At 48.2% G+C, this 24,351-nt stretch carries 21 protein-coding genes and 1 tRNA gene; 12 read left to right on the top strand and 10 right to left on the bottom strand.

The window, feature by feature from the left end; translation table 11 throughout:
• On the bottom strand, window positions 1-286 hold a 286-nt coding region (locus KDK13_RS06515), incomplete at its 3' end, for a prepilin-type N-terminal cleavage/methylation domain-containing protein (RefSeq protein ID WP_257284167.1).
• Window positions 283-720: a type II secretion system major pseudopilin GspG gene (gene gspG / locus KDK13_RS06510; RefSeq protein WP_257284166.1), complete on the bottom strand. Its 438-nt coding sequence runs from the start codon at window positions 718-720 to the stop codon at window positions 283-285. The genes KDK13_RS06515 and gspG, both read right to left, overlap by 4 nt.
• A 763-nt stretch (window positions 721-1,483) precedes the next feature.
• Here gspG and KDK13_RS06505 point away from each other — a divergent pair.
• A complete protein-coding gene (locus tag KDK13_RS06505) occupies window positions 1,484-1,639 on the top strand; it encodes a hypothetical protein (protein WP_257284165.1) in 156 nt (51 codons plus the stop codon).
• 572 nt (window positions 1,640-2,211) lie between these two features.
• Here the strand turns inward: KDK13_RS06505 and KDK13_RS06500 are convergent.
• From KDK13_RS06500 to KDK13_RS06485, 4 genes are all read right to left on the bottom strand, one after another.
• Window positions 2,212-3,501, bottom strand: a complete 1,290-nt coding sequence (locus KDK13_RS06500; protein WP_257284164.1) for a hypothetical protein — start codon at window positions 3,499-3,501, stop codon at window positions 2,212-2,214.
• A gap of 11 nt (window positions 3,502-3,512) precedes the next feature.
• Window positions 3,513-3,971, bottom strand: a complete 459-nt coding sequence (locus tag KDK13_RS06495; RefSeq protein WP_257284163.1) for a hypothetical protein — start codon at window positions 3,969-3,971, stop codon at window positions 3,513-3,515.
• Between the two features lie 73 nt (window positions 3,972-4,044).
• Window positions 4,045-4,245: a hypothetical protein gene (locus KDK13_RS06490; RefSeq protein ID WP_257284162.1), complete on the bottom strand. Its 201-nt coding sequence runs from the start codon at window positions 4,243-4,245 to the stop codon at window positions 4,045-4,047.
• Window positions 4,229-4,426: a hypothetical protein gene (locus KDK13_RS06485; RefSeq protein ID WP_257284161.1), complete on the bottom strand. Its 198-nt coding sequence runs from the start codon at window positions 4,424-4,426 to the stop codon at window positions 4,229-4,231. The genes KDK13_RS06490 and KDK13_RS06485 overlap by 17 nt, the downstream gene beginning before the upstream one ends.
• 298 nt (window positions 4,427-4,724) lie before the next feature.
• On the opposite strand from KDK13_RS06485, the gene KDK13_RS06480 reads away from it, so the two are divergent.
• Window positions 4,725-5,753 carry a tyrosine-type recombinase/integrase gene (locus KDK13_RS06480; RefSeq protein WP_257284160.1) on the top strand — a complete coding sequence of 343 codons (1,029 nt, stop codon included), beginning with the start codon at window positions 4,725-4,727 and terminating at the stop codon, window positions 5,751-5,753.
• Window positions 5,754-5,977: 224 nt separating this feature from the next.
• Here KDK13_RS06480 and KDK13_RS06475 read toward each other — a convergent pair.
• A tRNA-Ile gene (locus KDK13_RS06475) sits at window positions 5,978-6,054 on the bottom strand.
• A 570-nt stretch (window positions 6,055-6,624) separates the two neighbouring features.
• Between KDK13_RS06475 and KDK13_RS06470 the strand changes: the two genes are divergently transcribed.
• Window positions 6,625-10,242, top strand: coding sequence for a hypothetical protein (locus KDK13_RS06470; RefSeq protein ID WP_257284159.1), 3,618 nt, complete (start codon window positions 6,625-6,627; stop codon window positions 10,240-10,242).
• On the opposite strand, the gene KDK13_RS06465 is transcribed toward KDK13_RS06470, so the two are convergent.
• Complete coding sequence (locus KDK13_RS06465) at window positions 10,205-10,333, bottom strand: hypothetical protein (protein ID WP_257284158.1); 129 nt, start codon at window positions 10,331-10,333, stop codon at window positions 10,205-10,207. The genes KDK13_RS06470 and KDK13_RS06465 overlap by 38 nt on opposite strands.
• A gap of 74 nt (window positions 10,334-10,407) precedes the next feature.
• Between KDK13_RS06465 and KDK13_RS06460 the strand changes: the two genes are divergently transcribed.
• Both KDK13_RS06460 and KDK13_RS06455 read left to right on the top strand, forming a co-directional pair.
• Complete coding sequence (locus tag KDK13_RS06460; protein ID WP_257284157.1) at window positions 10,408-14,199, top strand: hypothetical protein; 3,792 nt, start codon at window positions 10,408-10,410, stop codon at window positions 14,197-14,199.
• Window positions 14,200-14,352: 153 nt separating this feature from the next.
• A complete protein-coding gene (locus KDK13_RS06455; RefSeq protein ID WP_257284156.1) occupies window positions 14,353-15,390 on the top strand; it encodes a DUF2333 family protein in 1,038 nt (345 codons plus the stop codon).
• A 47-nt stretch (window positions 15,391-15,437) separates the two neighbouring features.
• Here the strand turns inward: KDK13_RS06455 and KDK13_RS06450 are convergent, their stop codons facing one another.
• Entirely contained in the window at window positions 15,438-16,133 is a 696-nt protein-coding gene (locus KDK13_RS06450; protein WP_257284155.1) for a hypothetical protein, read from the bottom strand.
• A gap of 242 nt (window positions 16,134-16,375) precedes the next feature.
• On the opposite strand from KDK13_RS06450, the gene KDK13_RS06445 reads away from it, so the two are divergent.
• The 4 genes from KDK13_RS06445 to KDK13_RS06430 all read left to right on the top strand — a co-directional run bounded on the left by KDK13_RS06445 (window position 16,376) and on the right by KDK13_RS06430 (window position 20,928).
• On the top strand, window positions 16,376-16,981 hold the full coding sequence (locus KDK13_RS06445; RefSeq protein ID WP_257284154.1) for an HD family hydrolase: 606 nt from the start codon (window positions 16,376-16,378) through the stop codon (window positions 16,979-16,981).
• Between the two features lie 113 nt (window positions 16,982-17,094).
• Window positions 17,095-17,718, top strand: a complete 624-nt coding sequence (locus KDK13_RS06440; RefSeq protein WP_257284153.1) for a lysophospholipid acyltransferase family protein — start codon at window positions 17,095-17,097, stop codon at window positions 17,716-17,718.
• A gap of 157 nt (window positions 17,719-17,875) precedes the next feature.
• Complete coding sequence (locus tag KDK13_RS06435; protein WP_257284152.1) at window positions 17,876-19,027, top strand: MltA domain-containing protein; 1,152 nt, start codon at window positions 17,876-17,878, stop codon at window positions 19,025-19,027.
• 269 nt (window positions 19,028-19,296) lie between these two features.
• A complete protein-coding gene (locus KDK13_RS06430; RefSeq protein WP_257284151.1) occupies window positions 19,297-20,928 on the top strand; it encodes an AarF/UbiB family protein in 1,632 nt (543 codons plus the stop codon).
• Window positions 20,929-21,002: 74 nt separating this feature from the next.
• Here the strand turns inward: KDK13_RS06430 and elbB are convergent, their stop codons facing one another.
• Window positions 21,003-21,671: an isoprenoid biosynthesis glyoxalase ElbB gene (elbB, locus tag KDK13_RS06425; RefSeq protein WP_257284150.1), complete on the bottom strand. Its 669-nt coding sequence runs from the start codon at window positions 21,669-21,671 to the stop codon at window positions 21,003-21,005.
• Window positions 21,672-21,940: 269 nt separating this feature from the next.
• On the opposite strand from elbB, the gene pcnB reads away from it, so the two are divergent.
• The 3 genes from pcnB to KDK13_RS06410 all read left to right on the top strand — a co-directional run.
• A complete protein-coding gene (gene pcnB, locus KDK13_RS06420) occupies window positions 21,941-23,407 on the top strand; it encodes a polynucleotide adenylyltransferase PcnB (RefSeq protein ID WP_257284149.1) in 1,467 nt (488 codons plus the stop codon).
• Window positions 23,407-23,907: a 2-amino-4-hydroxy-6-hydroxymethyldihydropteridine diphosphokinase gene (folK, locus tag KDK13_RS06415; protein WP_257284148.1), complete on the top strand. Its 501-nt coding sequence runs from the start codon at window positions 23,407-23,409 to the stop codon at window positions 23,905-23,907. The genes pcnB and folK overlap by 1 nt, the downstream gene beginning before the upstream one ends.
• Window positions 23,908-24,033: 126 nt before the next feature.
• Window positions 24,034-24,351, top strand: a 318-nt coding sequence (locus KDK13_RS06410; protein ID WP_257284147.1) for a 3-methyl-2-oxobutanoate hydroxymethyltransferase, incomplete at its 3' end; no start/stop codon positions are given.

Genomic DNA, 24,351 nt, shown 5'->3' with positions numbered 1-24,351 from the left:
GCTCGCTACCCAGTGGCTGCCAGCTCCCCTGCCGGAATTGCAGGAACTGATAACCATCATCAAACAGTTTCAGACCCCGGTCCTGGCCGCTGAGCATGGCCTGCTGTTGCTGCTGACGGGTAGTGGCCAGCAGCTGTTCAGCCAGGGTATTGACCTGTCCTGACAGGCTATCCGGTACCAGGGTGGGGATCACCGTGGACAGCATCAGCCCGGTCAGTAACAGCACCAGCATGATTTCCAGCAGGGTAAAGCCCGGGGATTGATGGTGGCGAACAGGGGAAATCAATCGTTCAGGTTCCAGTTACCAATATCATCATCGGTCCCTGGCTGGCGGTCCGGGCCCGCGGAGAAAATATCGATTGAGCCATGCTCACCGGGGCTCAGCAGCAGGTAGTCAGTGCCCCAGGGGTCCTGTGGCAGACGACGGATGTAGCCATCCTCCCGGTAGGATTTTGGCTGCGGTGAGCCCGACGGTTTTTCGATCAGCGCCTCAAGCCCCTGCTGGGTGCTGGGGTAGAAGTTGTTTTCCAGCTTGTACATATCCAGGGCATTTTCCAGGGTGACAATATCACTGACCGCCTTTTGCCGGTCCGCCTGCTCTTTGTTGCCCAGAATATTAGGCACCACCATACTGGCCAATACACCAAGAATGACGATGACCACCATAATTTCCAACAGGGTAAAACCGGTTTGCCGGTGCCTGGCACGTTTGTGATTCATGAGGGGGATTCCTTACTGCAGAAACAGAATCGTCCAATAGGGTTCAGGCTCTCTGTTGACAGGGGGGGAGCCTGTCGAAAGGTAACGCTAGTTTACGCAAAAATGGCCCGTGGAGTAATACTTTCCTGTGCAAATACCTGTGTGAAACACAAACACTTGTGCGTGTTGCAATTATTTCAGCAATGAATGAGACAAACCTCTTTGTTGGTATCATCCGGGGAGGGCGGTAGAGGACTATGGGGATCAGTGTCGATAAAGCGTTTAACCCCATACAATGCACCACATCCTCAGGACCGAGGTATAAGATGGCCATGGGATCAGCAAGAAACTGCCACAGGTTTTTGAGACAGCAAACCTGATGCTTCGCGCTCGCGACTCACACGCAGGACAATATTTTTCTCTTGATCAGAAGAACTGCATGGCAAGGGTATTAGCAAGTTCATTTCCAGAATATGCTACTTACCTACTTGATACATCAACTTTTAGGCATTGATGCCGGTTTAGCCTGACGACAAGTGGCGTATAAGTCAGTGACCTATACCGACAGAGGCATATCTGAGGGTATTCAGTCCGGTATCAAGGTAGTAGAATCAAAGTCTCTTGAGCACAGGTATCAAAAAAAACAACAGTGAACGCTAAACAGCAAGTCATCACATTTATTCGTAATCGTTCTGCAATCTATGACCACGCACTGTCCTGGTCGAATCCTGCTATATGGTGGTTCTATAACTGTGTGGCATTCAAAAATGACGGCGGCTGGTATATGCCGATGGTAATCGCGTCGGTATTAATGACCGTTGTTGCCATAATTCAATCCATAAAGGCCGTTATCGATTACGATATTCCTAGAGAAAAAGAACCACGGTATAAACGTCATCTGAATAAAATTGAGGCGCATTCCCGATCCTTCAGCCATTGACATTACAGGAACTCAGGGACATTCTGAAACCTGACGTGTCGATTTTGCGCCCTGATAATTTATCGGGGCGTTTTCGTATATACACCTGTGCAGTGTCGGCAGACTGCAACCGAACTCAGAATGAGTGGTGACGCTCTGAATGGGGAATTCAGTTTCCCGGCTTAGGCTGATTCGGGTTGCATACCTGCAAAGCTCATTATTGGCAGGCAACGCGGTCAAAGCATTGCAAATAACACGGGTTCCCCTCTGATTACTGATCAGCTGGTGATTTTTTTACATCCTGAATTGTGTCCCTAAGCGGCTCTTGAGTAACCTTTAGATAAGAACTGGTCGTTTGACAAAAGGAAAAAACAGGCAGGAAGGTTTTTTCAGAAAATAAGAACAAGGAGTCTTTGATGAATGGTGGGCCCACCAGGACTTGAACCTGGGACCAACGGATTATGAGACATTGTAAGCAGTTAAACTAACGTACTGATTTTGTTTATATATCCTTTGTTTTCAATTAATTATGAAAATTAATTTTCCCCATTATACCCCATTATTCCCCTATTTCGTGGTCAAAATGTGGACACTTAGATTGATTTACCAGACCGTATCTGTTCATTATATTTAGCCCTTTCACGCTCTATAAACTCATGCTCTGGTACACCCTTACTTTCATAGTGTTCTATCATCTGATTCCATATTGATAAGGATTGAATATCATTAAGGTACTGGTCAAAGGGAAGGCTATTTCTAGTGTACTGAGGCATCAAATTTCCTAGGGTCAAGTAAACATTGTTTCCATTGTGACCAGTACCAGACTTTTTGTAGGCTCTCTGGTAGCAATACTTAGAAGATTCGGAGATTTTACTATTAAAATCAATATCGTTCATTAATATCGTCCATAGTGGATCATAATATCTTTTGTTGTACATAAACTTGAATCTCTCCAATGCGTAGAGCCATAAAGCATTAATATGTGGTACTACGTCTTGATACGTGAATAACTCTAAATCCATAGAACCTGTATGAACGTTAAAACTACCCCAGCAAAATTGACGCAAAACGGTATGATGTAAGCGTAACTCAATACGGAAGGTTGTCTTTTCATCATCATAGTTCTTATTGAAGCTTGACCATTTAAAGCGCATATAATCTAATTTATCAATATCTTTAGATTGTCGTGTTTTATTATAAATAGCTAGTTGTACACTAGAAGCCGCTCCTATTCTAAAGGACTGCGCATTGTTGTAAATAACATTGACATCTTCAATATCAAATTCAACAACGTTTCTATAATGAGATTCTGCCGTTCTTTTGGCCTTATGTTTTATCCTGCTAGGCATTTCTTTATCAGGCTCCCACCCCTGAACATCGACAGCTAAATGTATCGGTAAATTATTAGGCTCTGGATTAAGCAGCATTTTTTCAGCATACATATTAACACTGTCTTGTATTTCATTTATTGGTCTCTTATCGATAAACCAAGGAGAGCACTCTATTTTTAAGTGAGCCGCAGGTACATCCGGTTTTTTATGCCAGTTTTTATAGAGAATGGTTAAGCCGATATCATTATTTTGAAGAATGTATTGATAACCTGATGACTTGGAAGATTTTCTAATTGACCATTCGATATCATCAAAAAACATAGAGTTTTCGCCAGCATCAAATGACTGTATAAGAGAAGTTAAAAAATCTATATTAATAGCACCTTTATACATAGGGCGTATCGTATCGACGAATACCCCTACAACTTGAAAACCTGACTTATAGAAATCCTTAACTACCCCGTCTTTACTATGCACAAACAGTAAACCTTTATCAGAAATAGATGTTTCTATTCCATTCGATGAAAGCTCATAACGTGGTATATGTTTCATGGTAAATATCCTTATTTACGCAGTGATTCTTGATACTGCTCCATTTTGCTTATGACTGCTTTCATTTGAGAATTTGAAGAAAAAAGGTAGTGTTCTTGCATAGCGAAATCATGAGAAACTGCATACAAGTAAGCGTGCTTAGACTCCATTGGACGCCAGTAATTAGAAACCATCATTAGCTGTCTAAAAAAATAAGTACTTGGCCGTATAAAATTAGAAGCTAGATTTTTATGCAATTCATAATCTGACATAAAATCAGATTTTGCCTTTTTTGCTAGCTTTAGTTGAGACTTTGTTAATTCCTTATAACAAGCCTTACCCCTAGTAATGGACGGATCGAAGTAATTAATAAAAGATGCATCAATATTTATTTCTTGTTCGTGTTCGTAATCCAGAGCCTCAATAGAAAACTTGTCCAACATTTTATTTTCCATTGATACGGTAGTTATGTTATTCTGAAAAGTAGCCATAGTAGCACCTCCTATTGTGCTATTTTGGTTAGTTACTGATAAGTGTTAGTGGCACTTATCAGTAGCGTTTTTCCTATTCCTCTATACCATTTCTCCTTAAACACTCTCTCATCCATTGTTCTTTTTCTTCTTTTGTATAGATCCTTTTCTTTCGTGTAGGCATTAAGCCAGAAGCTTGAATAGATTTCATGGCATCTATTATGTTTGTGTGCTCTTTTACTACAACTTGTATGGATTCTTTACGGGAATTATCTTGATCATTTTTCTTTTTCATTTCTTTGAACTCCATTTGATTTAGTTCTATCCAATAGAAAAACCTTTATAGCTTGCCTGATAACCGAGCTTACAGACCTTTCCTCAAATTCCGCAATATCTCTAATCTCTTGCATTACCTCCCTATCAACCTGAATAACAAACGAGACTTTATTTTCTTTATCTCCTTTCGCCTTACTCATGACCCCCTCCCCTCTTGTTCCTTTAATTTAACTATAGTCGATGATTTCCAATCTTTCCCATTGAAAACCACTGATTTCTAAAAAATATGCGATTTCAGACGAAAGGATAAATAGATCGAAGTAAAAGATATATAAAACCTATTCTTTATGAATCTATCGGCCTCCTGTGGTCGTTATTAGAGAAGTGCTACAGGGAACTTCTCTTACCGCGCCCTGCTGGGCTGAGCTTTCCAGCAGGGGCGGCACTATTGCAATTAATAGGTGTCTAATTGACCTAATGGACAGGAGATAATAAGAAATGGCTATCAAGCGAACAGAAGCAGGCTGGATTGCTGATTTTAGGATTAATGGTAGAGGGACTAGGCGATACAGGAAAACGTTCAATACAAAAGGCGAGGCGCAGCGATACGAGCTGTATATAAAGAATAAGGCATTTCAAGATAAAGAATGGAATCCAGATAAACCAGACAATCGACGATTAAGCGATCTTGTTTTTAAGTGGTACGAATTACACGGAAGAAGCCTTAAAACAGGGGAAGATAGAAAAAATATGCTATTGACTATCTGCGAGGAAGCTGGAGACCCTATAGCTAGAACTTTTGATTCAAAAGCGTTTATAGAGTTCAGGTCTTTAAAGCTTGAAGGCTCTATAGGGAAAATGAAGGTTACTGAGAATACAGTAAATCATTATTTGGCGTATTTCCGAGCAATATATAATGAACTGGAAAGATTGGGGGATTGGAAGCATGGAAACCCTCTATCGACGGTAAAGAAAATTAAGATAGATGAACAAGAGCTGTCGTATTTAACTGATCAGCAGGTATCAATTTTACTTGATAGTCTGGAATCAAGAAGAGATAAAAACAATGCCGCTATTATTAGTAAAATTTGCCTTGCTACTGGTGCTAGGTGGAGCGAGGCAGAAGAGTTAAGAGATTCGCAAATTTCAAAATATAGAATTACTTTTGCAAGGACTAAAAGTGGAAAAGCTAGGACAGTTCCTATAGAAAAATGGCTTTATAACTCGATTATGCAGGAGAGAAGAGGGGTTGATAGTCTTTTCATTCCCTGTTATGGGGTATTCAGAAAAGCTTGCAAAGATTTAAAGTTAAATTTACCTAGAGGTCAGCTAACTCATATATTGAGGCACACATTCGCCAGTCATTTCATGATGAATGGAGGTGATATTTTAACCCTTCAAAGGGTGCTTGGTCATCAATCCCTTATGATGACTATGAGGTATGCCCACCTAGCACCGGATCATTTAGAGAAAGCACTTAGGTTTAATCCTATATCAAGCATCAGGGAAAACACGGAGCCTCCTTGATTTTTATTGACTTGGAACCTTTAGGGCTTTTAATTGACGCTTTGCTGAGGGTGACCCCCTATCGGGAATCACCCTTGCTAAAAGTGTATTAGCCCTATTCCTAGTCAATAAAAATAAAGGTATCCATGTTTTTTTTGTGGTCAAAATGTGGACAATTAAAGGGAGTCAGGACAAGAAGGGATGAGTAGCCTGACTACTAACTTTTTGATAATTAAGTTGTTTTATGGTGGGCCCAGAAGGACTTGAACCTTCGACCAACGGATTATGAGTCCGCTGCTCTAACCAACTGAGCTATAGGCCCTGAAGCGGTTGGATTATACGCATAGATTTACTCCGCCGCCAACCCTGTTATCACCTTTTGACGGTTTTTCCTTACCGTCCTCGCCGATCACCGCAGATTCCGTATCAGATCAGGAATCGGTTGGTAATATTCCGGATGCTATTTCACCTGCTTCCATCCAAATGGGGACATTGGTTCTTTGCCGTCGCTCAAAAGCAATGCAGTGAACCCGCTATTCATTTTGAGGTCAAACGGCGTTAGTAATGGTTCCAATGTGCAGGGGGTCCTCTGAAAGCAACAGTATCAACCTGCCCCCCCAAAAAACCTGCAGCTAAGCAACAAGCCGGTTCAGGCAGGATTCCTGACCGATCTGGACGTACATTTAACGGAAAATTTAACGGCAAAAGAGTCACAAGTCATCAGTCGTATAGAGTTGCGGCCACCAACCTGGATGATGGCAGGCGTATTGAGGATGCCTTTTGGAAAAAAAAACCATTACAAGGCCGTCAAATCAACTCGGCTGATGTGCTTGCCGCCTATGGAAATGACATCACGTCTCTTCGGGGTGGTTTCTTTCTGCAAAAGCTTTGCTTGCAAAACATTATGCATGGCAATAGCGAAGTTACTCCGGACCAGGTCATTGTGGAATTCAACCGAAAGCCAGGTCGAAATAACAAGTGCCAATTGGCGATGGCACGCTTCAAAGTGGAATGTTGCCTGACGGGCCTGGTGTTGAATGGTCGAACGATCAAGCCAGATGAGGTGGTCAGGGATTTCCCGGTTAGTCCGGAAGGCAGGTTGGGGCTGGCGCGCTTCAAAGAGGAATGTTGCCTGATGGGTCTGGTGTTGGGTGGTCAGCAGGTCATGCCGGATGCGGTGGTCAGGGATTATCAGGCAGCCAACGCCACACTGGAGCTGGCGCGCTTCAAAGCGGAATGCTGCCTGAAGGGGCTGCCGCTGGGTGGCCAGCCGGTCCCACCGGATGCGGTGGTCAGGGATTTTCCGGATAGCCCGAAAGGCAAACTGGGGGCAGCACGCTTTAAGGAACAATGTTGCCTGATGGGCCTGTCGTTGAAGGGCAGGCCGGTCCCACCGGACGCAGTGGTTGAGGATTTCCCGGAAAATCCCGAAGGTCGGCTGGGGCTGGCGCGCTTCAAGGCAGAATGTTGCCTCAGGGGGCTGTTATTGACTGGCCAGCCGGTGACACCGGAGATGGTGGTTAAGGATTTCCCGGATAATTCCCAAGGCAAACTGGGGCTGGCGCGTTTCAGGGCAGAATGTTGCCTCAAGGAGCTGTCGTTGTATGGCCGGCATGTGATACCGGATACGGTGGTCAAGGATTATCAGGCAGCCAATGCACCAATGGGTCTTGCCTGCTTCAAAGCGGAATGTTGTCTGATGGGCCTGGCATTGAATGGCCAGCCGGTGACACCGGATGCCGTGGTTAAGGATTATCAGGCCGTCAGGGCAACGCTGAAACTTACGCATTTCAAGGCAGAATGTTGCCTGAGGGGCCTGGTGTTGAATGGTCGGCAGGTCACACCGGATGCCGTGGTCAAGGATTTTCAGGCAGCCAACGCACCACTGGGGCTGGCGCGCTTCAAAGAGGATTGTTGCCTGAGGGGCCTGGTGTTGCATGGCCAGCAGGTGGCACCGGATGAGGTGGTTAACGATTATCGGGCAGCCAGGGCACCACTGGAGCTGGCGCGCTTCAAGGAGGCCTGTTGCCTGAGGGGTCTGGCGTTGAATAGCCGGCAGGTGTCACCGGATGAGGTGGTTAAGGCTTTTCAGTCAGCCAACGAAGCACTGGGGCTGGCGCGCTTCAAACAGAATTGCTGTCTGCAGGGCCTGGCGTTGAATGGCCAGCCGGTCACACCGGCTGAGGTGGTTAATGATTATCGGGCAGCCAGGGCACCACTGGAGCTGGCGCGTTTCAAAGAGGAATGTTGCCTGAGGGGCCTGGCGTTGAATGGCCAGCAGGTGGCACCGGATGAGGTGGTTAAGGCTTTTCAGACAGCCAACGAAGCACTGGGGCTGGCGCGCTTCAAACAGGATTGCTGTCTGCTGGGCCTGGTGTTGAACGGCCAGCCGGTCACACCGGATGAGGTGGTTAACGATTATCGGGCAGCCAGGGCGCCACTGGAGCTGGCGCGCTTCAAGGCAGAATGTTGCCTGAGGGGCCTGGTGTTGAAGGGCAGGAAGGTCACTCCGTATGTGGTGGTTAAGGCTTTCCCGGATAACTCAAAGGGCAGACTGGGTATAGCCCGCTTTAAGGAACTGTGTTGCCTGTCGGAACTGCCGCTGAATGGCCAGCAGGTTTCACCGGATGCGGTGATTAAGGGTTACCCGAATGGACTGGAAGGCCAACTGGCGATAGCGCGCTTTAAGGCACAGTGTTGCCTGATGGGCCTGGTGTTGCAGGGCCAGCCGGTCACACCAGAAGAGGTGGTCAATGATTTTCCGGGAAGTCCAGAGGGCAAACTGGGGATGGTGCGTTTCAAAGAGGAGTGTTGCCTGAGGGGCCTGACGTTGAATGGCCAGCAGGTTACGCCGGATGCCGTAGTCAAGGATTTTGAACGCGGCGGCTGGTTGCTCGAAAGAGCTATTTTTTATGCGAAGCTGGCATTGAATGCCCTGGAATTGAATGGCAACAATCTGGATAACCAGGCCGTATTGGCAGCCTTTAATCAAGCACCCGGGGATCACTCTTTACGGCAAGCTGAATACCTGATGCAAAGCTTGAAACAACGTAAGTGGTACGATGAAACCAATGAAGCCCAGGGTGTCATTCAACAGGCCTGGCAAATCCTGAACAGCGTATCGGTCAATGATGAGCAACAGCGACTGCAATGTATCCTGAAATTTACGGCCATGGAGCATGAACTGTCGATTGATCATCAGCGAGTGTCAGCAGAAGAGGTATTGCAATCCATCACAACACTGAGGAACTCATTCAGGAATAAACGTATTCACTTCTTCTTCCTGGCTCACTGCTATATCACGGGACTGTCTATTGATGGACAGAAAATCCATCCGGATCAGGTTTTGCAGTGCCTTCAGGGTTTTCCCAAAGGAAGCAATCTGCGCTTTGCCCTGGAGTCCTGGTTTGCAGGAATGAGTACGCAAGCCAATACCATGAGTCAGCTACTGTTTGAACAGAAAAGGGCCACTATACCATGGCGTGATAGTCCCGACGGATACGCAGCCGCTGCCAGTCAGCATAAGGCTGCTGTTGTCGTTAGTCCGGCGGACCCTGTATCGCCCGGGCGCGGATTGCATGAGCAGGCCACCGTTCACTCCTGGTCAAGCGAACCGGGTTTCCTGAACCCGCATCCGCAGTTAAATGCGTTAATGCTACAAACATTGGGAATTATTCAGGAAATCAATGATTCTTATCGCAATCCCCCGCTTCTGATTACCGGTTCATACGCGCGTTTTTTACAGAACCTTTGCGCATCATTCAATGATATTGACATTGTCTGCACAATGGTAAAGCCAGCCAGAATACTCTTTGCCAGGCTGCGGGCACTCAACACTGACAGGGAGCTGGAAATCCCCAAACGCATCGTCATCTGGCCCATCCAGGGGTGTCAGGAGATTAAACTGCCAAAGACCTACAATATTCATCTCAAAGACGGTGATTTGGGTATGAAAGCCATGGGGCTTCAGGTCAGTATTGATGCCAGGGTAACCGATGGCAATGCAGCACGATTGGCCGTTCACGTGCCTGGCGTTGAGAGGCTGGTATGGTGTTTGTCGTTCGCTGAAGAAACCCGGTTACTGAACAGTACGCTGGACTATCTCGCGGATAACCTTGACCCGCTGACCATGCAATTGCAAAGAGGAGAGTTATTTTCCATACCAAGAACCATTCTGTTTAATTTGCCTCAAAACCGCGATGAGCGTATTTACGGCTTGCTTATGCGCTCACTGCTTACCCTGAATAAAGCCAGGCAGTTTATTACCCTGCACGCTCAGGAAAATACCGGAAAACCTGACAGCCGGGCTCACCAGCTTCAGGAAGAACGACAACGACTTGATACACTGGCTGCGAGTCTGCAAACGAAATTGCATCGCCATGCTTACCGTAATGATTTTGAGCGCAGAGTGAATGACTGGCTATCGACAACTGATCATGTTAATGACTACGAGATCAAGAGGAAGGACTTTATCAGGTCATTACTCGCAATGATGCACCCTGACTATTAATGGCAACAATATCAATCGCAACAATATCAATCGCAACAATAACCGACAGAAACGCAATTCCACACCGGCCAACAAACAAATTAAGGTGCATATTTGTTCCTCCTGGTACTTGGATGGAACCTAATAATCATTTCAAGGTCAAAGGGCGGTACTTATAGTTCAAGTGTGCAGGGTATTGTTCTGAAAGCAACTGCATTGCCTCCCCCCCACCCGAAGTCTGCTGGCTGGAATGAACGACAACCCCGGTCGGGCCGTATACCCCAGCGCTCCATAAGTGCGTTTAGTGGTAAAAGAGTTTCAAACCATCGGTCACATCAATACACAGCCTCCATCCCGGCTGATGGCAAATGCATTGAGGATGCCTTTTGGAAAAAAAAACCATTACAAGGTCGTCAGATTACTCCGGCTGGTGTGCTTGGCGCCTATGGAAATGACAGAACGTCTCTCAGAGGAGCCTTCTTCCTGCAAAAACTGTGCTTGCAGAATATTCTGATTAACAACAGGAAAGTTACCCCGGACCAGGTGATAGAGGAATTCAGCCGGGCACCGGATCAAAATAACAAGTACCAATTAGCGATAGCACGTTTCCAGGCAGAGTGTTGCCTCAGGGGCCTGCCGTTGAAGGGCCAGCAGGTTACGCCAGATTCGATAGTCAAAGGCTATCAGGCCGTCAAGGCAACACTGGAACTGGCGCGTTTCAAGGCGGCATGTTGCCTGGGTGGCCTGCCAGTAAATGGACTGCAGGTTACACCGGATATGGTGGTCAGGGGGTTCCCGGAGAGTCCGGAAGGCAGACTGGGGAGAGCTCGTTTCAAAGAGGAATGTTGCCTGCGAGGGCTGCCGTTGAATGGCCGGAAGGTCACGCCAGATACGGTGGTCAAGAGTTTTCTGGGCTGTCCGAAAGTCAACCTCGCGTTAGCGCGCTTCAAAGCGGAATGTTGCCTGAGGGGACTGGAGCTGAATGGCCAGCAGGTCACACCGGAGGCAGTGGTCAAGGATTATCAGGCCGCCAGTGCAACACTGGAGTTGGCGCGCTTCAAAGCGGAATGTTGCCTGAGAAGTCTGCCATTGAATGGCGATCAGGTCACGACGGATGCAGTAGCTGAGGATTATCAAAAAGCCGGGGCGACACTGGAGCTGGCGCGCTTCAAAGTTGAATGTTGCCTGAGAGGCCTGCTGTTGAATGGCCAGCAAGTCACCCCGGATATGGTAGTTAAGTATTGCCGGGCAGTCGGCGCAACAATGACGATAGCGCGCTTTAAAGAGCAGTGTTGCGTGAAGGATCTGTTGTTGAATGGGAAGCAGGTAACTCCGGATGAGGTATTAAAAGATTTTCCGGATAGTCTGGAAGGCAGGCTGGGGGCAGCACGCTTCCAGGCGGAATGTTGCATGAGGGGCCTGCCATTGAATGGCCAGCAGGTTACCCCGGATGCGGTGGTTAAGAAGTTTCCGGATAGTTCACTGGGCAAACTGGGGATAGCACGTTTTAAGGAACACTGTTGCCTGAATGGCTTGCTGTTCAATGGCCGGCAGGTTGCAGCGGATGAGGTGGTCAAGGAGTTTCCGGGCAGTCCGGAAGGTCGGCTCGGACTGGCGCGTTTTAAAGCGGAATGTTGTCTGAGGGGGCTGTTGTTGAATGGGCAGCAGATCGCAACAGATGCCGTGGTCAGGGGGTTCCCGGACAGCCAGGAAGGCAAATTGGGGGTCGCGCGCTTTAAGGATCAATGTTGCCTGAAGGGCCTGCCTTTGAATGGTCGGCAGGTCTCACCGGATTGGGTGGTTAAGGACTATCAGGCCGCCAGGGCAACCCTGGAGCTGGCGCGTTTTCAGGAACAATGTTGCCTGAGGGGCCTGGCGTTGCATGGCCAGCAGATCACAACAGATGCAGTGGTCAAGGGTTTCCCGGACAGCCCGGAAGGCAAATTGGGGATGGCGCGCTTCAAGGAAAGATGTTGTCTGAGGGGCCTGCCGATAAATGGCCAGCTGGTCACGCCGGAGGAGGTGGTTGAGGTTTTTCAGGCCATCAAGGCATTACTGGAGCTGGCGCGTTTTACAGCGGATTGTCTTCTGAGGGGCTTGCCGATAAATGGCCAGCAGGTGACACCCGATGGTGTGGTTAAGGGGTACCAGGCAGCCAGGGCAAACCTGGAGCTGGGGCGCTTCAGGGGGGAATGTTGTCTGAGAGGCCTGTTGTTGAATGGTCAGAAGGTGACACCGGAGGCTGTGGTTAAGGATTATGACTGCGGTGGCTGGTTGCTTGAAAAAGCTATTTTTTATGCTCAGCTGGCAATGAATGCAAGAGTATTGAATAACGCTTATCTGGATAACCATAAAGTATTGGAAGCGTATGATGAAGTACCGGGGGATCAATCTTTAAGGCAGGCTGAGTACCTGATGCAACGGTTGAATCAACCTCAATGGTATGATGAAACCAGCGAAGCCCAGGATATCCTGCAACAAGCCTGGCTGATGCTGAACAGCGTACCCGTCAAAGATGAGCAGCATCGACTGCAATGCATATTAAAATTCATGGCCATGCAGCATGAATTGACCATTGATCACCAGCGAGTGTCAGCAGAACAGGTATTGCAATCCATTAAAACACTGCGGCGCTCATTTCAGAATTCACGCATTTATTTCTTCTTTCTGGCACATTGTCATATCACGGGACTGCCTGTTGATGGACAGGAGATCCATGCACGACAGGTTATGGAGTGCCTTCAGCGTTTTCCTGAAGGAAGCAAGTTGCGCCAGGCCCTGGGCTGGTGGTTTGAACAATGCAGCTGCGAAGCCAATATTGTCATGGACGAGTTATTGTTGAAACGAAAAATTTCAGACACTCCTGTCTATAATGCCGGACAGTGGCGTGGGGATCACCTCCCCGATGTCATTCCCGATGCAGGGATTGCAGGGCGAAGCGTAATAAAGTCGGTGGGGTTATTGGTTGACAGTCCCGGCCAGGAAGGCTTATTCCCTTATCAGGTCAGGCAATACCGGGATGAACCAGAAAGTACCGCCGTCACGCGGGCTGAAACTCTGAGGCAATGTTCAAAAACAGGCAGGATGGATTTCCCGGACCATCAGTTTTCGCGGTTAAATGCGCTAGCGCTGAAAACACTGGAGATTATTCAGGAAATCAATGGTTCTTATAGCAACCCCCCACTTCTGATTACTGGTTCATACGCGCGTTTTTTACAGAACCTCTGCTCACCATTTAATGATATTGACATTATCTGCACGATAGAAGCGTCTGCCAGTACCCTCTTTGAAAAGTTGCAGGCACTGAACAGCGACACGGATTCAGAAATCCCCAAAAGCATCATCATCCGGCCAATCCCGGGATGCCCGGAGATTAAACTGCCAAAAGCCTACAATATTCACCTGAAAGAAGGTGATTTAGGTCGCAAGGCAATGGCGCTTCAGGTCAGTGTTGATACCAGGGTTGCCTATGGCAATGCTGCGCAATTGGCGGTTCCCGTTCCCGGCGTCGAGAGGCCGGTATGGTGTTTGTCGTTTGCTGAAGAAACCCGGTTACTGAACGATACGGTGGAATACCTCACCGATAAACTTGATCTGTTGACAGAGCAATTGCAAAAAGGGGTGGTATTTGACTTGCCCCGAACCATACTTTTTAACACCCCCAAAAACACCAGGGAACGTATTTATGGCCTGCTGATGCGCTCCCTGCTTACCCTGAATAAAGCCAGACAGTTTATCGCCCTGCACTCTCAGGCTCCCCCCGGAAAAACCGACTGGACCAACCAGCTTCAAAAAGAAAAACAACGCCTTCACGCAGCCACGGAAAATCTTCAAATAAAATTGGCCGGCCAGGTTTGCCGACATGATTTTGAGTACAGAGTTAACCGCTGGCTATTGACTACTCAGCCTGTGAATAGTTACCAGGCCAAAAGGAAACAATTTATCAAGGCACTGCTGGCGATGATGCATTCTGAATAAGTAGCTGGCCATATGGAATCGAACTATCTAACTCCCTTAACAGAAACTCGCACAACCACAATTATTAGAGGATAATGGCCATCTGGTAAGCGCATCCATATTGGAACGCCATATTCAGGATAACAAGTCTGAACGGTGACGAACGGGGAGATTATGGCGCTGGAAAAGATTAAAGCGGCTTTTCAGTCGGGTATGCAGAATATTTCGGGGCTTATTCATGGCAAAGTCCTGCTCGTTGGTGCTGGTATTCTGATTCTGTTTCTTTCTCTTGTTGGCTGGTACTGGAGTCAGGAGCCAGATCTGTTTTCAGTAAAGGCCAATGCAGAAAAGCTGGCGGCTGGTAATTCCCAGAGTGTCGTCACGGGTTATACCACAACGGCAACGCTCTATACCCTGGCAGATACGCTGCTGACCAAGCCGGGTGGTTTCCTGAGAAATGACATCATGCCACCGGGCGTACTGATGGATAATATGCCGAGTTGGGAACTTGGGGTTCTGATCCAGGTCCGTGATATGGCGCGGGCACTGCGCAAGGACTTCAGTCGCTCCCAGTCACAGTCAAGGGAAGACCCGGACCTGGCGGTGGCCGAGCCTCAGTTTAATTTTGATGCAAAAAGCTGGATTCTGCCCTCCAGTGAGCGGGAATACCAGAGGGGCATTGATAAGCTGCAAAGCTACATGACCCGCTTGTCAGATACCAGTGACTCGGCTCAATTTTATGCCCGGGCCGATAATCTGACTCGCTGGCTGGGGGATGTAGAAACCCGTCTGGGCAGCCTTTCCCAGCGCTTGAGTGCCAGCGTTGGTAAACCGCGCCTGAACACTGACCTTTCGGGGGATGCAGGGGCTACCCAATCGACCGAAGGTGCTGTTTTGGTTGATGTAAAAACACCGTGGTCACAGATTGACGATGTTTTCTATGAGGCCCGGGGCTCTTCCTGGGCTCTGATACATCTTCTCAGGGCTGTAGAAGTCGACTTTGCTGATGTTCTGGACAAGAAAAATGCCACAGTCAGTGTCCGGCAGATTATCCGCGAGCTGGAGGCTACTCAGGATACGGTCTGGAGTCCGATGATACTGAATGGTTCCGGCTTTGGGTTTCTGGCCAATCACTCTCTGGTGATGGCGAATTATGTTTCCCGTGCCAATGCGGCGATTATTGATCTGCGTCGTTTACTGGAACAAGGGTAGCCGTTGTTTTTTATTTTGGGGGGAAATAAATACCCCCTGTTTTTTACTCAACTCTGAATCCATCGCTTTGTGTCATTAAACAGGTCCACGGTCATATCAGTGAAAGGTTTATAGGCTTTGGTCGCTTTATAAGTGGCGTTCCAGACCTGTTCATACACACCAAAGGAAATGCGTTTTGCCGGAATAGCCACTGTTTCAGCAACAAATAGAGTGACACTTGCCATCACTGGAAACACCGAAAAATTAAACATCTCTGGCAATGTCTCAAAGGGCAGAGCCAGCCATTTAAATACCTGTTGTGCATAACTGACACTGTATTCCTTAATTGATTTTTCTGCCGGGGAGGAAGAAATGCGTGCTTTTATTGTCGACGTTATCCCGGCCATAGCCCCGGTAAGTGCCCCCATACCGGTAATGGTCATTACTGTGACGTAATAACCGGCAAAAATGCCCGCATTCAATAAAGTGCTACAGGCTTTTAATGGGATGCACAGAGTTTCAGAAACTTTCAAGAGCAAGCGTTTGCCATCACGCTGCAATCTGGACATGAATGTTTCTGTGCCTTTGATCACTTCACACTTTCTAACGGATAGCGCATCACTTGTTCCCAAAGGCACGTTACTACCAGTGAAAGCCCTGGTTTTGGTACACAGGCAGTCTTCAGATACTTCATCGTTTTGATATACGTTCCCGGGATGGTGCACATATAAAGTGCTGTTTTTTATGGCTGTAGATGAGTTCATAGGCAATACCTGACAGTGATTTCGATCATGCATTATGAGTTATGTCGGTTCTTCTCGATTTTCTGCCGTCCTTGCTACGGGGTCGCCTGGACGGGCGCTATTCTCGGTCAGCCTCCTGGCAGATTTTTTTAACTAATTGATTTTAAAGTTGCTTATTAGCTGATGGCTTAGCGTTCTGTTAGCATTCATACTGTTAGCATTCATATAATTAGATTCAATATTGGTAATATGGTTCAAAATTTATGTCTGACATTTCCTCAAGGCTTGAACAGCAGCTGGGTTTTATCAAGGAACTGGATAAACTCAAGGCGGTTTATCGAAAAACCATGGTAAAGCCTGATAACAGCCGACAGGAGAACAGTGCCGAACATAGCTGGCATATTGCGGTGCAGGCTATGACGCTTAAAGAGTATGCGCAAGAACCGGTTGATATTGGCCGTGTGATCAAGATGTTACTGCTTCATGATATTGTGGAAATTGATGCAGGAGATACATTTGCGTTTGCTGAATCTACAGAACTGGCTGGTCAGGCAACGAAAGAAATGCAGGCTGCCGAGCGACTCTTTGGGCTACTGCCCGAGGAACAGGCTGATGAGTTCAAGGCACTCTGGCTTGAGTTTGAGCAGGTGCATAGCCCGGATGCCCGCTTTGCCAAAGCCATGGACTGCCTGTTACCTGTAATTCAGAATATGGATAGCGAGGGAGGCACCTGGGCAAAGTATCAGGTTACCCGCAGCCAGGTTTTAAGACGGAACCAGTACCTGGAGAACCTGGCGCCCAAACTGTGGAGTTATGTCCTTGAACAGATTGATATCTCTGTTGGCAATGGCTGGCTTCAGGATTGTTGATCTTAAGTGGCATCGCTTAAAAAGCCAGTACTCCTGTAAATGGGTATTTACAAGCTGACGCAGTGAAACAAAAGTGACATACTCCTGCGCTTTCCTGCTTTAGCAAGTTCAATATGCAATCGTCTTTCAACAGCAACTACCTTCCCAAAAATCCGCTCAAGACTGGCCTTGGACGTTTGGTTCTGTGGCTACTTGGCGGATGGAAAATTGAAGGAAACCTGCCGGAAAACCTTGGCAAGTATGTGATTATCGTCGCTCATCACACATCAAACTGGGATTTTGTCATCGGCGTTGCGGTTAAGCTGATAACCCGGATACGTGTCCGTTTTTTTGCCAAGCACTCGCTGTTTTTCTGGCCCCTGGGTGTTTTGATGAGTCGGTTGGGTGGTATTCCGATTGAGCGTGATAAATCCATCAACCGGGTTGACCAGGCCATCACAGAGATCAACAGCAGTGAGCACTTCGTGCTGGTTATTGCGCCTGAGGGCACCCGGTCAAAAGTGAAAAAGTGGAAAACCGGCTTTTATCATATAGCTAATGGTGCCAACGTTCCGGTTGTGCCCATTGCCTTCGACTTTCGGCAGAGAAAGGTAATTATCGGGTCTCCCATGTCCATGTCCGGGGATATTCCCGCTGACTTTGAAAGAATGCATGAGTTCTTTCTTTCTCATCCGGGCAAACATCCTGAACTTGGCTGTGATGGGCCATTTGAAACACCCAATATATACGACAAATAAGTTCAGCCTGGCGTAGTTTGCGAATACAATTGGTATTATATTGATCAGGAGGTAAGCGACTAAAGCGCCATCCTCTATAATGAGGAACCAGTCCTTACCTGACGGTTGGCAATGTCTGGTTTCTGTTTAACCGGCCATATCAATCAGAAGCACTCACGTGACCTTTGCAAACCAGTATACCAAGCACTCTGTCTCCCGTTTTTCCAAGTCAGGCACCACAAGCGTATTAAGGTTTATTCCTTTTCTGTTTACTGTGTTATTCAGTGGTTGTGGGCTATTCACCACGGCGTCGGGACAACAGCCAGTCACACTCAGTGACCTGGAGGGCTGGAGCCAGGAACAGGCGATTGCGGTAAGACCGGCTTTGGTTAACAGTTGCAAGCACTTGAGCCGTTCGGTGCTGACCGACCAAAGTCCCTGGGGTACCTACCAGCAATGGCAATTGCTGTGTAAAGAACTGACGCAAACGCCTGACCGTCAACTGAAAGCCTTTTTTGAGCAAAGCTTCACACTTGTACCCGTCGCTCCCCGGGAGAAAGGCCTGTTTACCGCTTATTATTCCCCGGTTATTCTTGGCAGCCTGAACCCTTCTGAAGAATACTCGATCCCCCTGTTGAAACTTCCCCATGATCTGGTCAAGGTTCGCCTTGCTGATTTTGGACTCAGTGGACAGGGATTGGTTGGCCGGGTTGAGAAAGGCTTCCTGAAACCCTATGGCAGTCGGACACAAATCAATCAACAGTCGGTAAAAAGCAGCGATGTACTCTTATGGTTGAGCAGTCCTGTTGATAAGTTCTTCCTGCAGGTTCAGGGCTCAGGAAATATCGAACTGCCCGACGGCAACATCATTCATGTTGGATACGCGGGTAATAATGGCCACAACTATGTGGCCATTGGGAAGATACTGAAACAGAAAGGAGAACTGGAAGAAGTATCCATGCAAACCATTCGGTCATGGCTTGAAAAAAATCCGGATAAAAGCGAATGGCTACTCAACCAGAACCCTCGCTACATCTTCTTCGGTTTTTCTGATGAAGGCGCCATCACCGCCCAGGGGGTGCCTGCCACCAGGGGAAGAACACTGGCTGTTGATCCATCTTATATTCCCCTCGGCTTGCCGGTGTGGCTTGATACCCGCCTCACTGCCACCGGTGAGAAGTTCCAGCAGATGATGGTTGCCCAGGATACCGGAAGCGCAATAAAGGGACCTGTCCGTGGGGATATTTATATGGGCACGGGTAAAGATGCGGCCCTGATTGCCGGGCCACAACAGGAGCCGGGCAAGCTGTATGTGCTGATTCCCCGCTGACGTAATTATCATGCTATCGATTGATGCGATCCTCTTTGACAGGAGCCAGCCCAACAGTCTGGCTCCTTATTAGATAAACAGATTTGGAATCTGCTGAAAAATCAAGAAAGCCCCTCATTTTCATCATGTTATATGAATTCTGACAGGATTCCCCTCGTCCGCCTGGCGAAAAATTGAACGATATTGCTAAAAAATTGTCCAATTGGTTCACGGCAATAATTTCAATATTCATCGAATCGATAAATATTATTCAAATTAAGGGAGTAACCATGGACACCCATCTTCAGTTCCAGCCGCAGCCCGATTATTTACATTCTCATGTTCAGCCGTTAGCCACTTCTGCCGCCAGCGTTGAATCAACCTGTCAGGGAAGGAAAGTCAGTCAATACCAGGGAGAAGTAAAAAGCCTGAAGGAAGAGGAGCAAGGCCTGGGAGCCAGGGCATGGTCTTCAATTAAAAGCATTCCACGCACTATTTCCATATTCTGCCGGGCCATCGGAAAAGTATCACTGGTTGCTTATTATTTTGTAAAACACCAGCTGTTTGGGTACGAGTTTACCAGCGAGCATTTGCAGAACTATTTACAAAGGCTGGGTTCGGCTTACCCAAAAATGCTCCAGACGGTAGTGGCTAATCCGGAACTGTTAAAGGAACTGGGAAAACTGTTGAACACCACAAAGTCTGAACGGAAAAAATTTGATGGGGTCATTCGGGATGTTTTGGATAACAATCCTGAAATACCTGCCAGCGTCCCGAGATCAATCCTGGATAAAGCCGGCTGTCAAGATCATTCAGTGCAACGCCATATTGCATCAGGAACCATAGGTTCCTGCTTTGAAGTTAAAAAAGGTGATGAGTCACTGGTAGCTAAAGTGGTTCCGGACTGGAAAGCCGATGATCTGGCAGCAGGTTTACAATCCATAAGAATGCTGCTGTTTTTCATGCCCAAAGAACTTAGGACGACCATCCGGGAAATGACTGATCCATTTGTCCTTGAGTGCGATCTTAAAGAAGAAAAAAAGAACCAGTTGGTATTCAAGGAGACGCTGGAAAAAACGCAACAAACAGAAAGGCTGGACACTTACTGGGTGCCACAGGCCACGACATTGACATTCAAGGTGCCAAAGATAAACGAAGCGGTTGGCGCTGATAACCTGCTGATGATGGAATACCTCCAGGATGGGCACACGTTGAATGCATTGACGGATCCGGAAAACGAGCAGCTGCGGTCAGAAGTCTATCAAAGGTGTTTTGGCAAACGTCTGGTTAATGATGCTCTTTTCAGGCATATACTGGAGCAAGTTCATTCTCAGATCAAAGCAAAGTGGCGTGAGCTTGCCCTGGTACATGGCGTTGTCCATGGCGACTGTCACCCTGGCAATATCATGTTAAGTTGCAAACCGGATGGCCACCTAGACGTCTGGTTTATCGACTTTGGCAATTGTATCTCTCTTACCGAAGCGCAGCGGACCCAGTACCCTGAAATTGTCCGCCTGCTGAGTAACCTGGCCGATCCATTTGCACAGGAAGCTATGGATCAAGCCAGGTTTGATCGACTGGTAGACACTTTATGGGATGACGTTGCCATCAGTCACAGGGCCAATACACCCGACAACAAGGCGCAGTTCAAAAACCTATTAAGAGATGAGTTTACTAAACTCAGGGATCTGGACTCAGCTATCGATCGGGTGGCAGAGAGACGGTCATTGACACCTCTACAGAAAGCAGAATTGAGAGCAAACTGCCAGGACCCCTTATTTCAGGAAGAGGCTAAGGTTTTGTTGCTCTCTCTTATTTCGGCTAACTTGGGTTCGGTCTGTAAGCTGCGGGGTGTTCAACTGCCTTCATCTTTCACACGCTATATCAGCGCCCATTTCAGGGCAGGCGTTATCCTGAATTAACCGGATTGTTTTGTGTCAGTGGACTCCTGAGAATATTCACGTCCCGGGAATATTCTCAGGCCCAAAGCGCACCATCAACGGGTCAATGAAAGCACTTTAGTAACGAGTTTACTGATACCTGCCGCCGCCTCACTGATATTTTGTGCCAGCATATACGCTGGCGTTGTCACCAGTTTATGAGCCTCATCAACAACAATCTCATCAACAGCACAGGACTGATGAGTGACTCCGGTTTTCTCCATTGCTTCAGCAGTAGCCGCGTCATTACCAATAGTGGCGATAACCCCCTCTCCAAAAATACAGCCAGCCATTGCTGGCGCAATACATATCAAGCCTATGGGCTTGCCTGCTTCCGAGAAGGCCTTGACGGCAACCATCATATCAACCTGCACACGCAATCCAGCACCCTCAAAGGCAAAATCTGACAGGTTTTTCGCTGCCCCAAAGCCACCCGGAACAATCAGGGCATCAAAATCAGCGACTTTCAGCGCTGCCAGGGGTTCGATATTCCCCCGCGCTATTCTGGCGGACTCCACCAGAACATTCCGTTGTTCCTGACTTTCTTCTCCGGTCAGATGGTTAATGACGTGGTATTGATTGATGTCAGGCGCAAAGCACTGCCAGGTTGCCCCCTGCTGTTCAATACTCAGTAGCGTCAGTACCGATTCATGAATTTCAGTACCGTCATACACACCGCAGCCAGAGAGGATGACGGCGACTTTCTTCTGATGATTTGAACTCATTAGCGTATTCTCCTAATCAATACATTCATTTTTCTGATCAAAACCGACAACAGTTGTCACTTATGCCAAGACAAATGGAGTGAAAACAGAGCCAGTGCTATCATAAGCGCTGACCCTTATGGTCCTGTCGTTCAGGTCAATGCGGTCAAGCAGATCAAAAGCCACAAACAACCACGGTAATCCACTTTATCTATGCAACTTTTTAAGCAACTTAGACAACTTGCACAACTTACACAATCCCTGCTAAACCTATGATGCCAGGCACCGGAATGTACAGTTATACAACAGCGATTGCTGTCCTGGTGCTTGGAGGCACACTTATTTTCTGGCTCATGCGTAACAGAAATCAGTCAAAACGCCACCGGCCCTCAGTTAATATAAAGCGTGATCCGCAGAAAACCATTATCCCCCGGGATAAACATCCGGTTTCCCGTCGTTACATTAACGACAATGCGCTGAAAGTGATTAACCGGTTAAATGGTCAGGGCTATGAAGCGTATCTGGTAGGCGGGTGTATCCGCGATCTCTACCTTGATCTTCACCCAAAAGACTTTGATGTCGCGACCAATGCCAGTCCTGAAGAAGTTCGCAGGCTGTTTCGCAATTCCAGACTGATTGGCCGACGCTTCAAGCTGGTTCATGTGCTCTTTGGCCGTGAAATGATTGAAGTAGCCACTTTCCGTGCCAGCCATGAGCAGCAGCACCACGGTCGGGAAAAGTCCCGCCACTCTGAATCCGGAAGAATTCTCCGGGATAATGTGTATGGCTCCATGGAAGATGATGCCATGCGCCGGGATTTCACCGTTAACGCCCTTTACTACGATGGGCGCGACTTCAGTGTTGTTGATTTCTGCAATGGGGTTGATGATATTCGCACGGGTACCCTGCGCCTGATCGGAGACCCGGTTACCCGTTACCATGAAGACCCGGTTCGCATGCTCAGGGCGATACGGTTTGCTGCCAAACTCAACTTCACTATGGCGCCGGAAACAGAGCAACCCATTCGTGAGCTTGGGCACCTGCTGCGTGATATTCCGGCCGCCCGAATGTTTGATGAGGTGCTGAAGCTGCTGCAGTCCGGCCAGGGCGTCCGAACATTTGAATTACTGCGGGAATACCAGTTGTTTGGTCCACTGTTTCCGGCAACAGAGCACTGTTTACAAGAGCAGCAAGAGATGGACAACCATGCCTTTAGCCTGATTATTGAGTCCTTGAAAAGTACCGACAGGCGAGTCAGGCAAGGCCGTCCGGTCACCCCGGCATTCCTTTTTGCTGCGCTTTTATGGGCACCCATGAGGCGAATGGCCAGAGCGTTTATGGACCAGGGAATGCCTCCGGTTCCGGCATTCCAGCAGGCATCCATGACGGTCATCACCAACCAGTGCAATCACACTGCTATTCCCCGCCGGTTCTCCATGATGGTCCGTGATATCTGGGATCTGCAGATCCGGCTGGAACGCAGGCAACCCAGGCTGATTGAAGGCTTGCTGGAACACCCCAAATTTCGTGCGGCCTATGACTTTTTGGTACTCCGGGAACAATCCGGTGAAAACCTCGCTTCGGCCGGTCAGTGGTGGACAGAAATACAGGAGCTGGATGAGCATGGCCGCCATGCCATGATCAAGTCGCTGACCAGCCATGGCGGCCAGAAAAAGCAGGGGAATACCCGCAGAAGACGGCGGCGTAAGCCCCGTAACGGTGATGCATCGTCCGCACATCGCTCCGGAGAGTCCTGATGGCAGAAACCGCTTATGTGGCGCTGGGTAGCAACCTTGAGCAACCGGACCTTCAGTTGCAGCGCGCTGTAGACGACATTGACAGCGTGCCTCAAATGACGGTTTCTGCCTGTTCCAGGCTCTACCGCAGTGACCCGGTTGGCCCGCCCGGCCAGCCAGATTACTGCAATGCGGTGGTGGCCGTGAATACCACATTAGCGCCGCTCCAGCTTCTCGATGCCCTGCAGTCGATAGAAAATGCCCATGGTCGTGTGCGATCAGTACGCTGGGGACCAAGAACCCTGGACCTGGATATCCTTCTGTTTGGTAACCGGCGTATTGAATCAGACAGGCTGACCGTTCCTCACTATCAGATGCAGGTTCGCAACTTCGTGCTCTGCCCGCTGCTGGATGTCGCACCGGACCTTGAACTTCCCGATGGAACCCCGTTGCAGGCAATGGTGGATGCCCTGGGTTACCGGGGGTTGAGTGTCGTTGCCGACAGCTATCCGTGGATTTGAACCGTCTGGTCGTTGCAAATTGGGTGGCTTGACCCTTGACCCTTGACCATTGTGCCAAGCCCTTAACTGACAAGCCTTCACACTTCTCGTATAATCCGCGGCTGCAACTAATCAAGGTCTTTATCCATGGCTAAAGTCACCCTAAGTATCCTGTCCGAGATGAAAAAAGCGGGTGAGAAATTCACCAGCCTGACTGCCTACGATTCCACCCAGGCTCACCTGGCCAGCAGTCAGGGTGTGGAAGTGATACTGGTTGGTGACTCCCTTGGCAATGTCTGTCAGGGCCAGACCAGTACGGTGCCTGTCACTGTCGACGATATGTGCTATCACACCCGCTGTGTCAGTACCAAAGCAGGTGACGCCCTGTTAATGGCCGACCTGCCGTTCGCTTCCTACACCAATGAGCAACAGGCGCTGACCAATGCAACCCGCCTGATGCAAGCG

It is taken from the genome of Endozoicomonas sp. SESOKO1, assembly GCF_024606265.1.
Taxonomy (GTDB): Bacteria; Pseudomonadota; Gammaproteobacteria; order Pseudomonadales; family Endozoicomonadaceae; genus Endozoicomonas.
This window is presented reverse-complemented; position numbering and strand designations above follow the sequence as displayed.

What these genes read in the sequence shown, in the direction of transcription:
- KDK13_RS06505 (WP_257284165.1), top strand. Translation starts at nt 1,484, where the DNA reads ATGCCGATGGTAATCGCGTCGGTATTAATGACCGTTGTTGCCATAATT.
- pcnB (WP_257284149.1), top strand. Translation starts at nt 21,941, where the DNA reads ATGTACAGTTATACAACAGCGATTGCTGTCCTGGTGCTTGGAGGCACA.
- KDK13_RS06455 (WP_257284156.1), top strand. Translation starts at nt 14,353, where the DNA reads ATGGCGCTGGAAAAGATTAAAGCGGCTTTTCAGTCGGGTATGCAGAAT.
- elbB (WP_257284150.1), bottom strand. Translation starts at nt 21,671, where the DNA reads ATGAGTTCAAATCATCAGAAGAAAGTCGCCGTCATCCTCTCTGGCTGC.
- KDK13_RS06490 (WP_257284162.1), bottom strand. Translation starts at nt 4,245, where the DNA reads ATGAAAAAGAAAAATGATCAAGATAATTCCCGTAAAGAATCCATACAA.
- KDK13_RS06485 (WP_257284161.1), bottom strand. Translation starts at nt 4,426, where the DNA reads ATGAGTAAGGCGAAAGGAGATAAAGAAAATAAAGTCTCGTTTGTTATT.
- KDK13_RS06500 (WP_257284164.1), bottom strand. Translation starts at nt 3,501, where the DNA reads ATGAAACATATACCACGTTATGAGCTTTCATCGAATGGAATAGAAACA.
- KDK13_RS06440 (WP_257284153.1), top strand. Translation starts at nt 17,095, where the DNA reads ATGCAATCGTCTTTCAACAGCAACTACCTTCCCAAAAATCCGCTCAAG.
- KDK13_RS06495 (WP_257284163.1), bottom strand. Translation starts at nt 3,971, where the DNA reads ATGGCTACTTTTCAGAATAACATAACTACCGTATCAATGGAAAATAAA.
- gspG (WP_257284166.1), bottom strand. Translation starts at nt 720, where the DNA reads ATGAATCACAAACGTGCCAGGCACCGGCAAACCGGTTTTACCCTGTTG.
- KDK13_RS06450 (WP_257284155.1), bottom strand. Translation starts at nt 16,133, where the DNA reads ATGAACTCATCTACAGCCATAAAAAACAGCACTTTATATGTGCACCAT.
- KDK13_RS06430 (WP_257284151.1), top strand. Translation starts at nt 19,297, where the DNA reads ATGGACACCCATCTTCAGTTCCAGCCGCAGCCCGATTATTTACATTCT.
- folK (WP_257284148.1), top strand. Translation starts at nt 23,407, where the DNA reads ATGGCAGAAACCGCTTATGTGGCGCTGGGTAGCAACCTTGAGCAACCG.
- KDK13_RS06465 (WP_257284158.1), bottom strand. Translation starts at nt 10,333, where the DNA reads ATGCACCTTAATTTGTTTGTTGGCCGGTGTGGAATTGCGTTTCTGTCG.
- KDK13_RS06480 (WP_257284160.1), top strand. Translation starts at nt 4,725, where the DNA reads ATGGCTATCAAGCGAACAGAAGCAGGCTGGATTGCTGATTTTAGGATT.
- KDK13_RS06445 (WP_257284154.1), top strand. Translation starts at nt 16,376, where the DNA reads ATGTCTGACATTTCCTCAAGGCTTGAACAGCAGCTGGGTTTTATCAAG.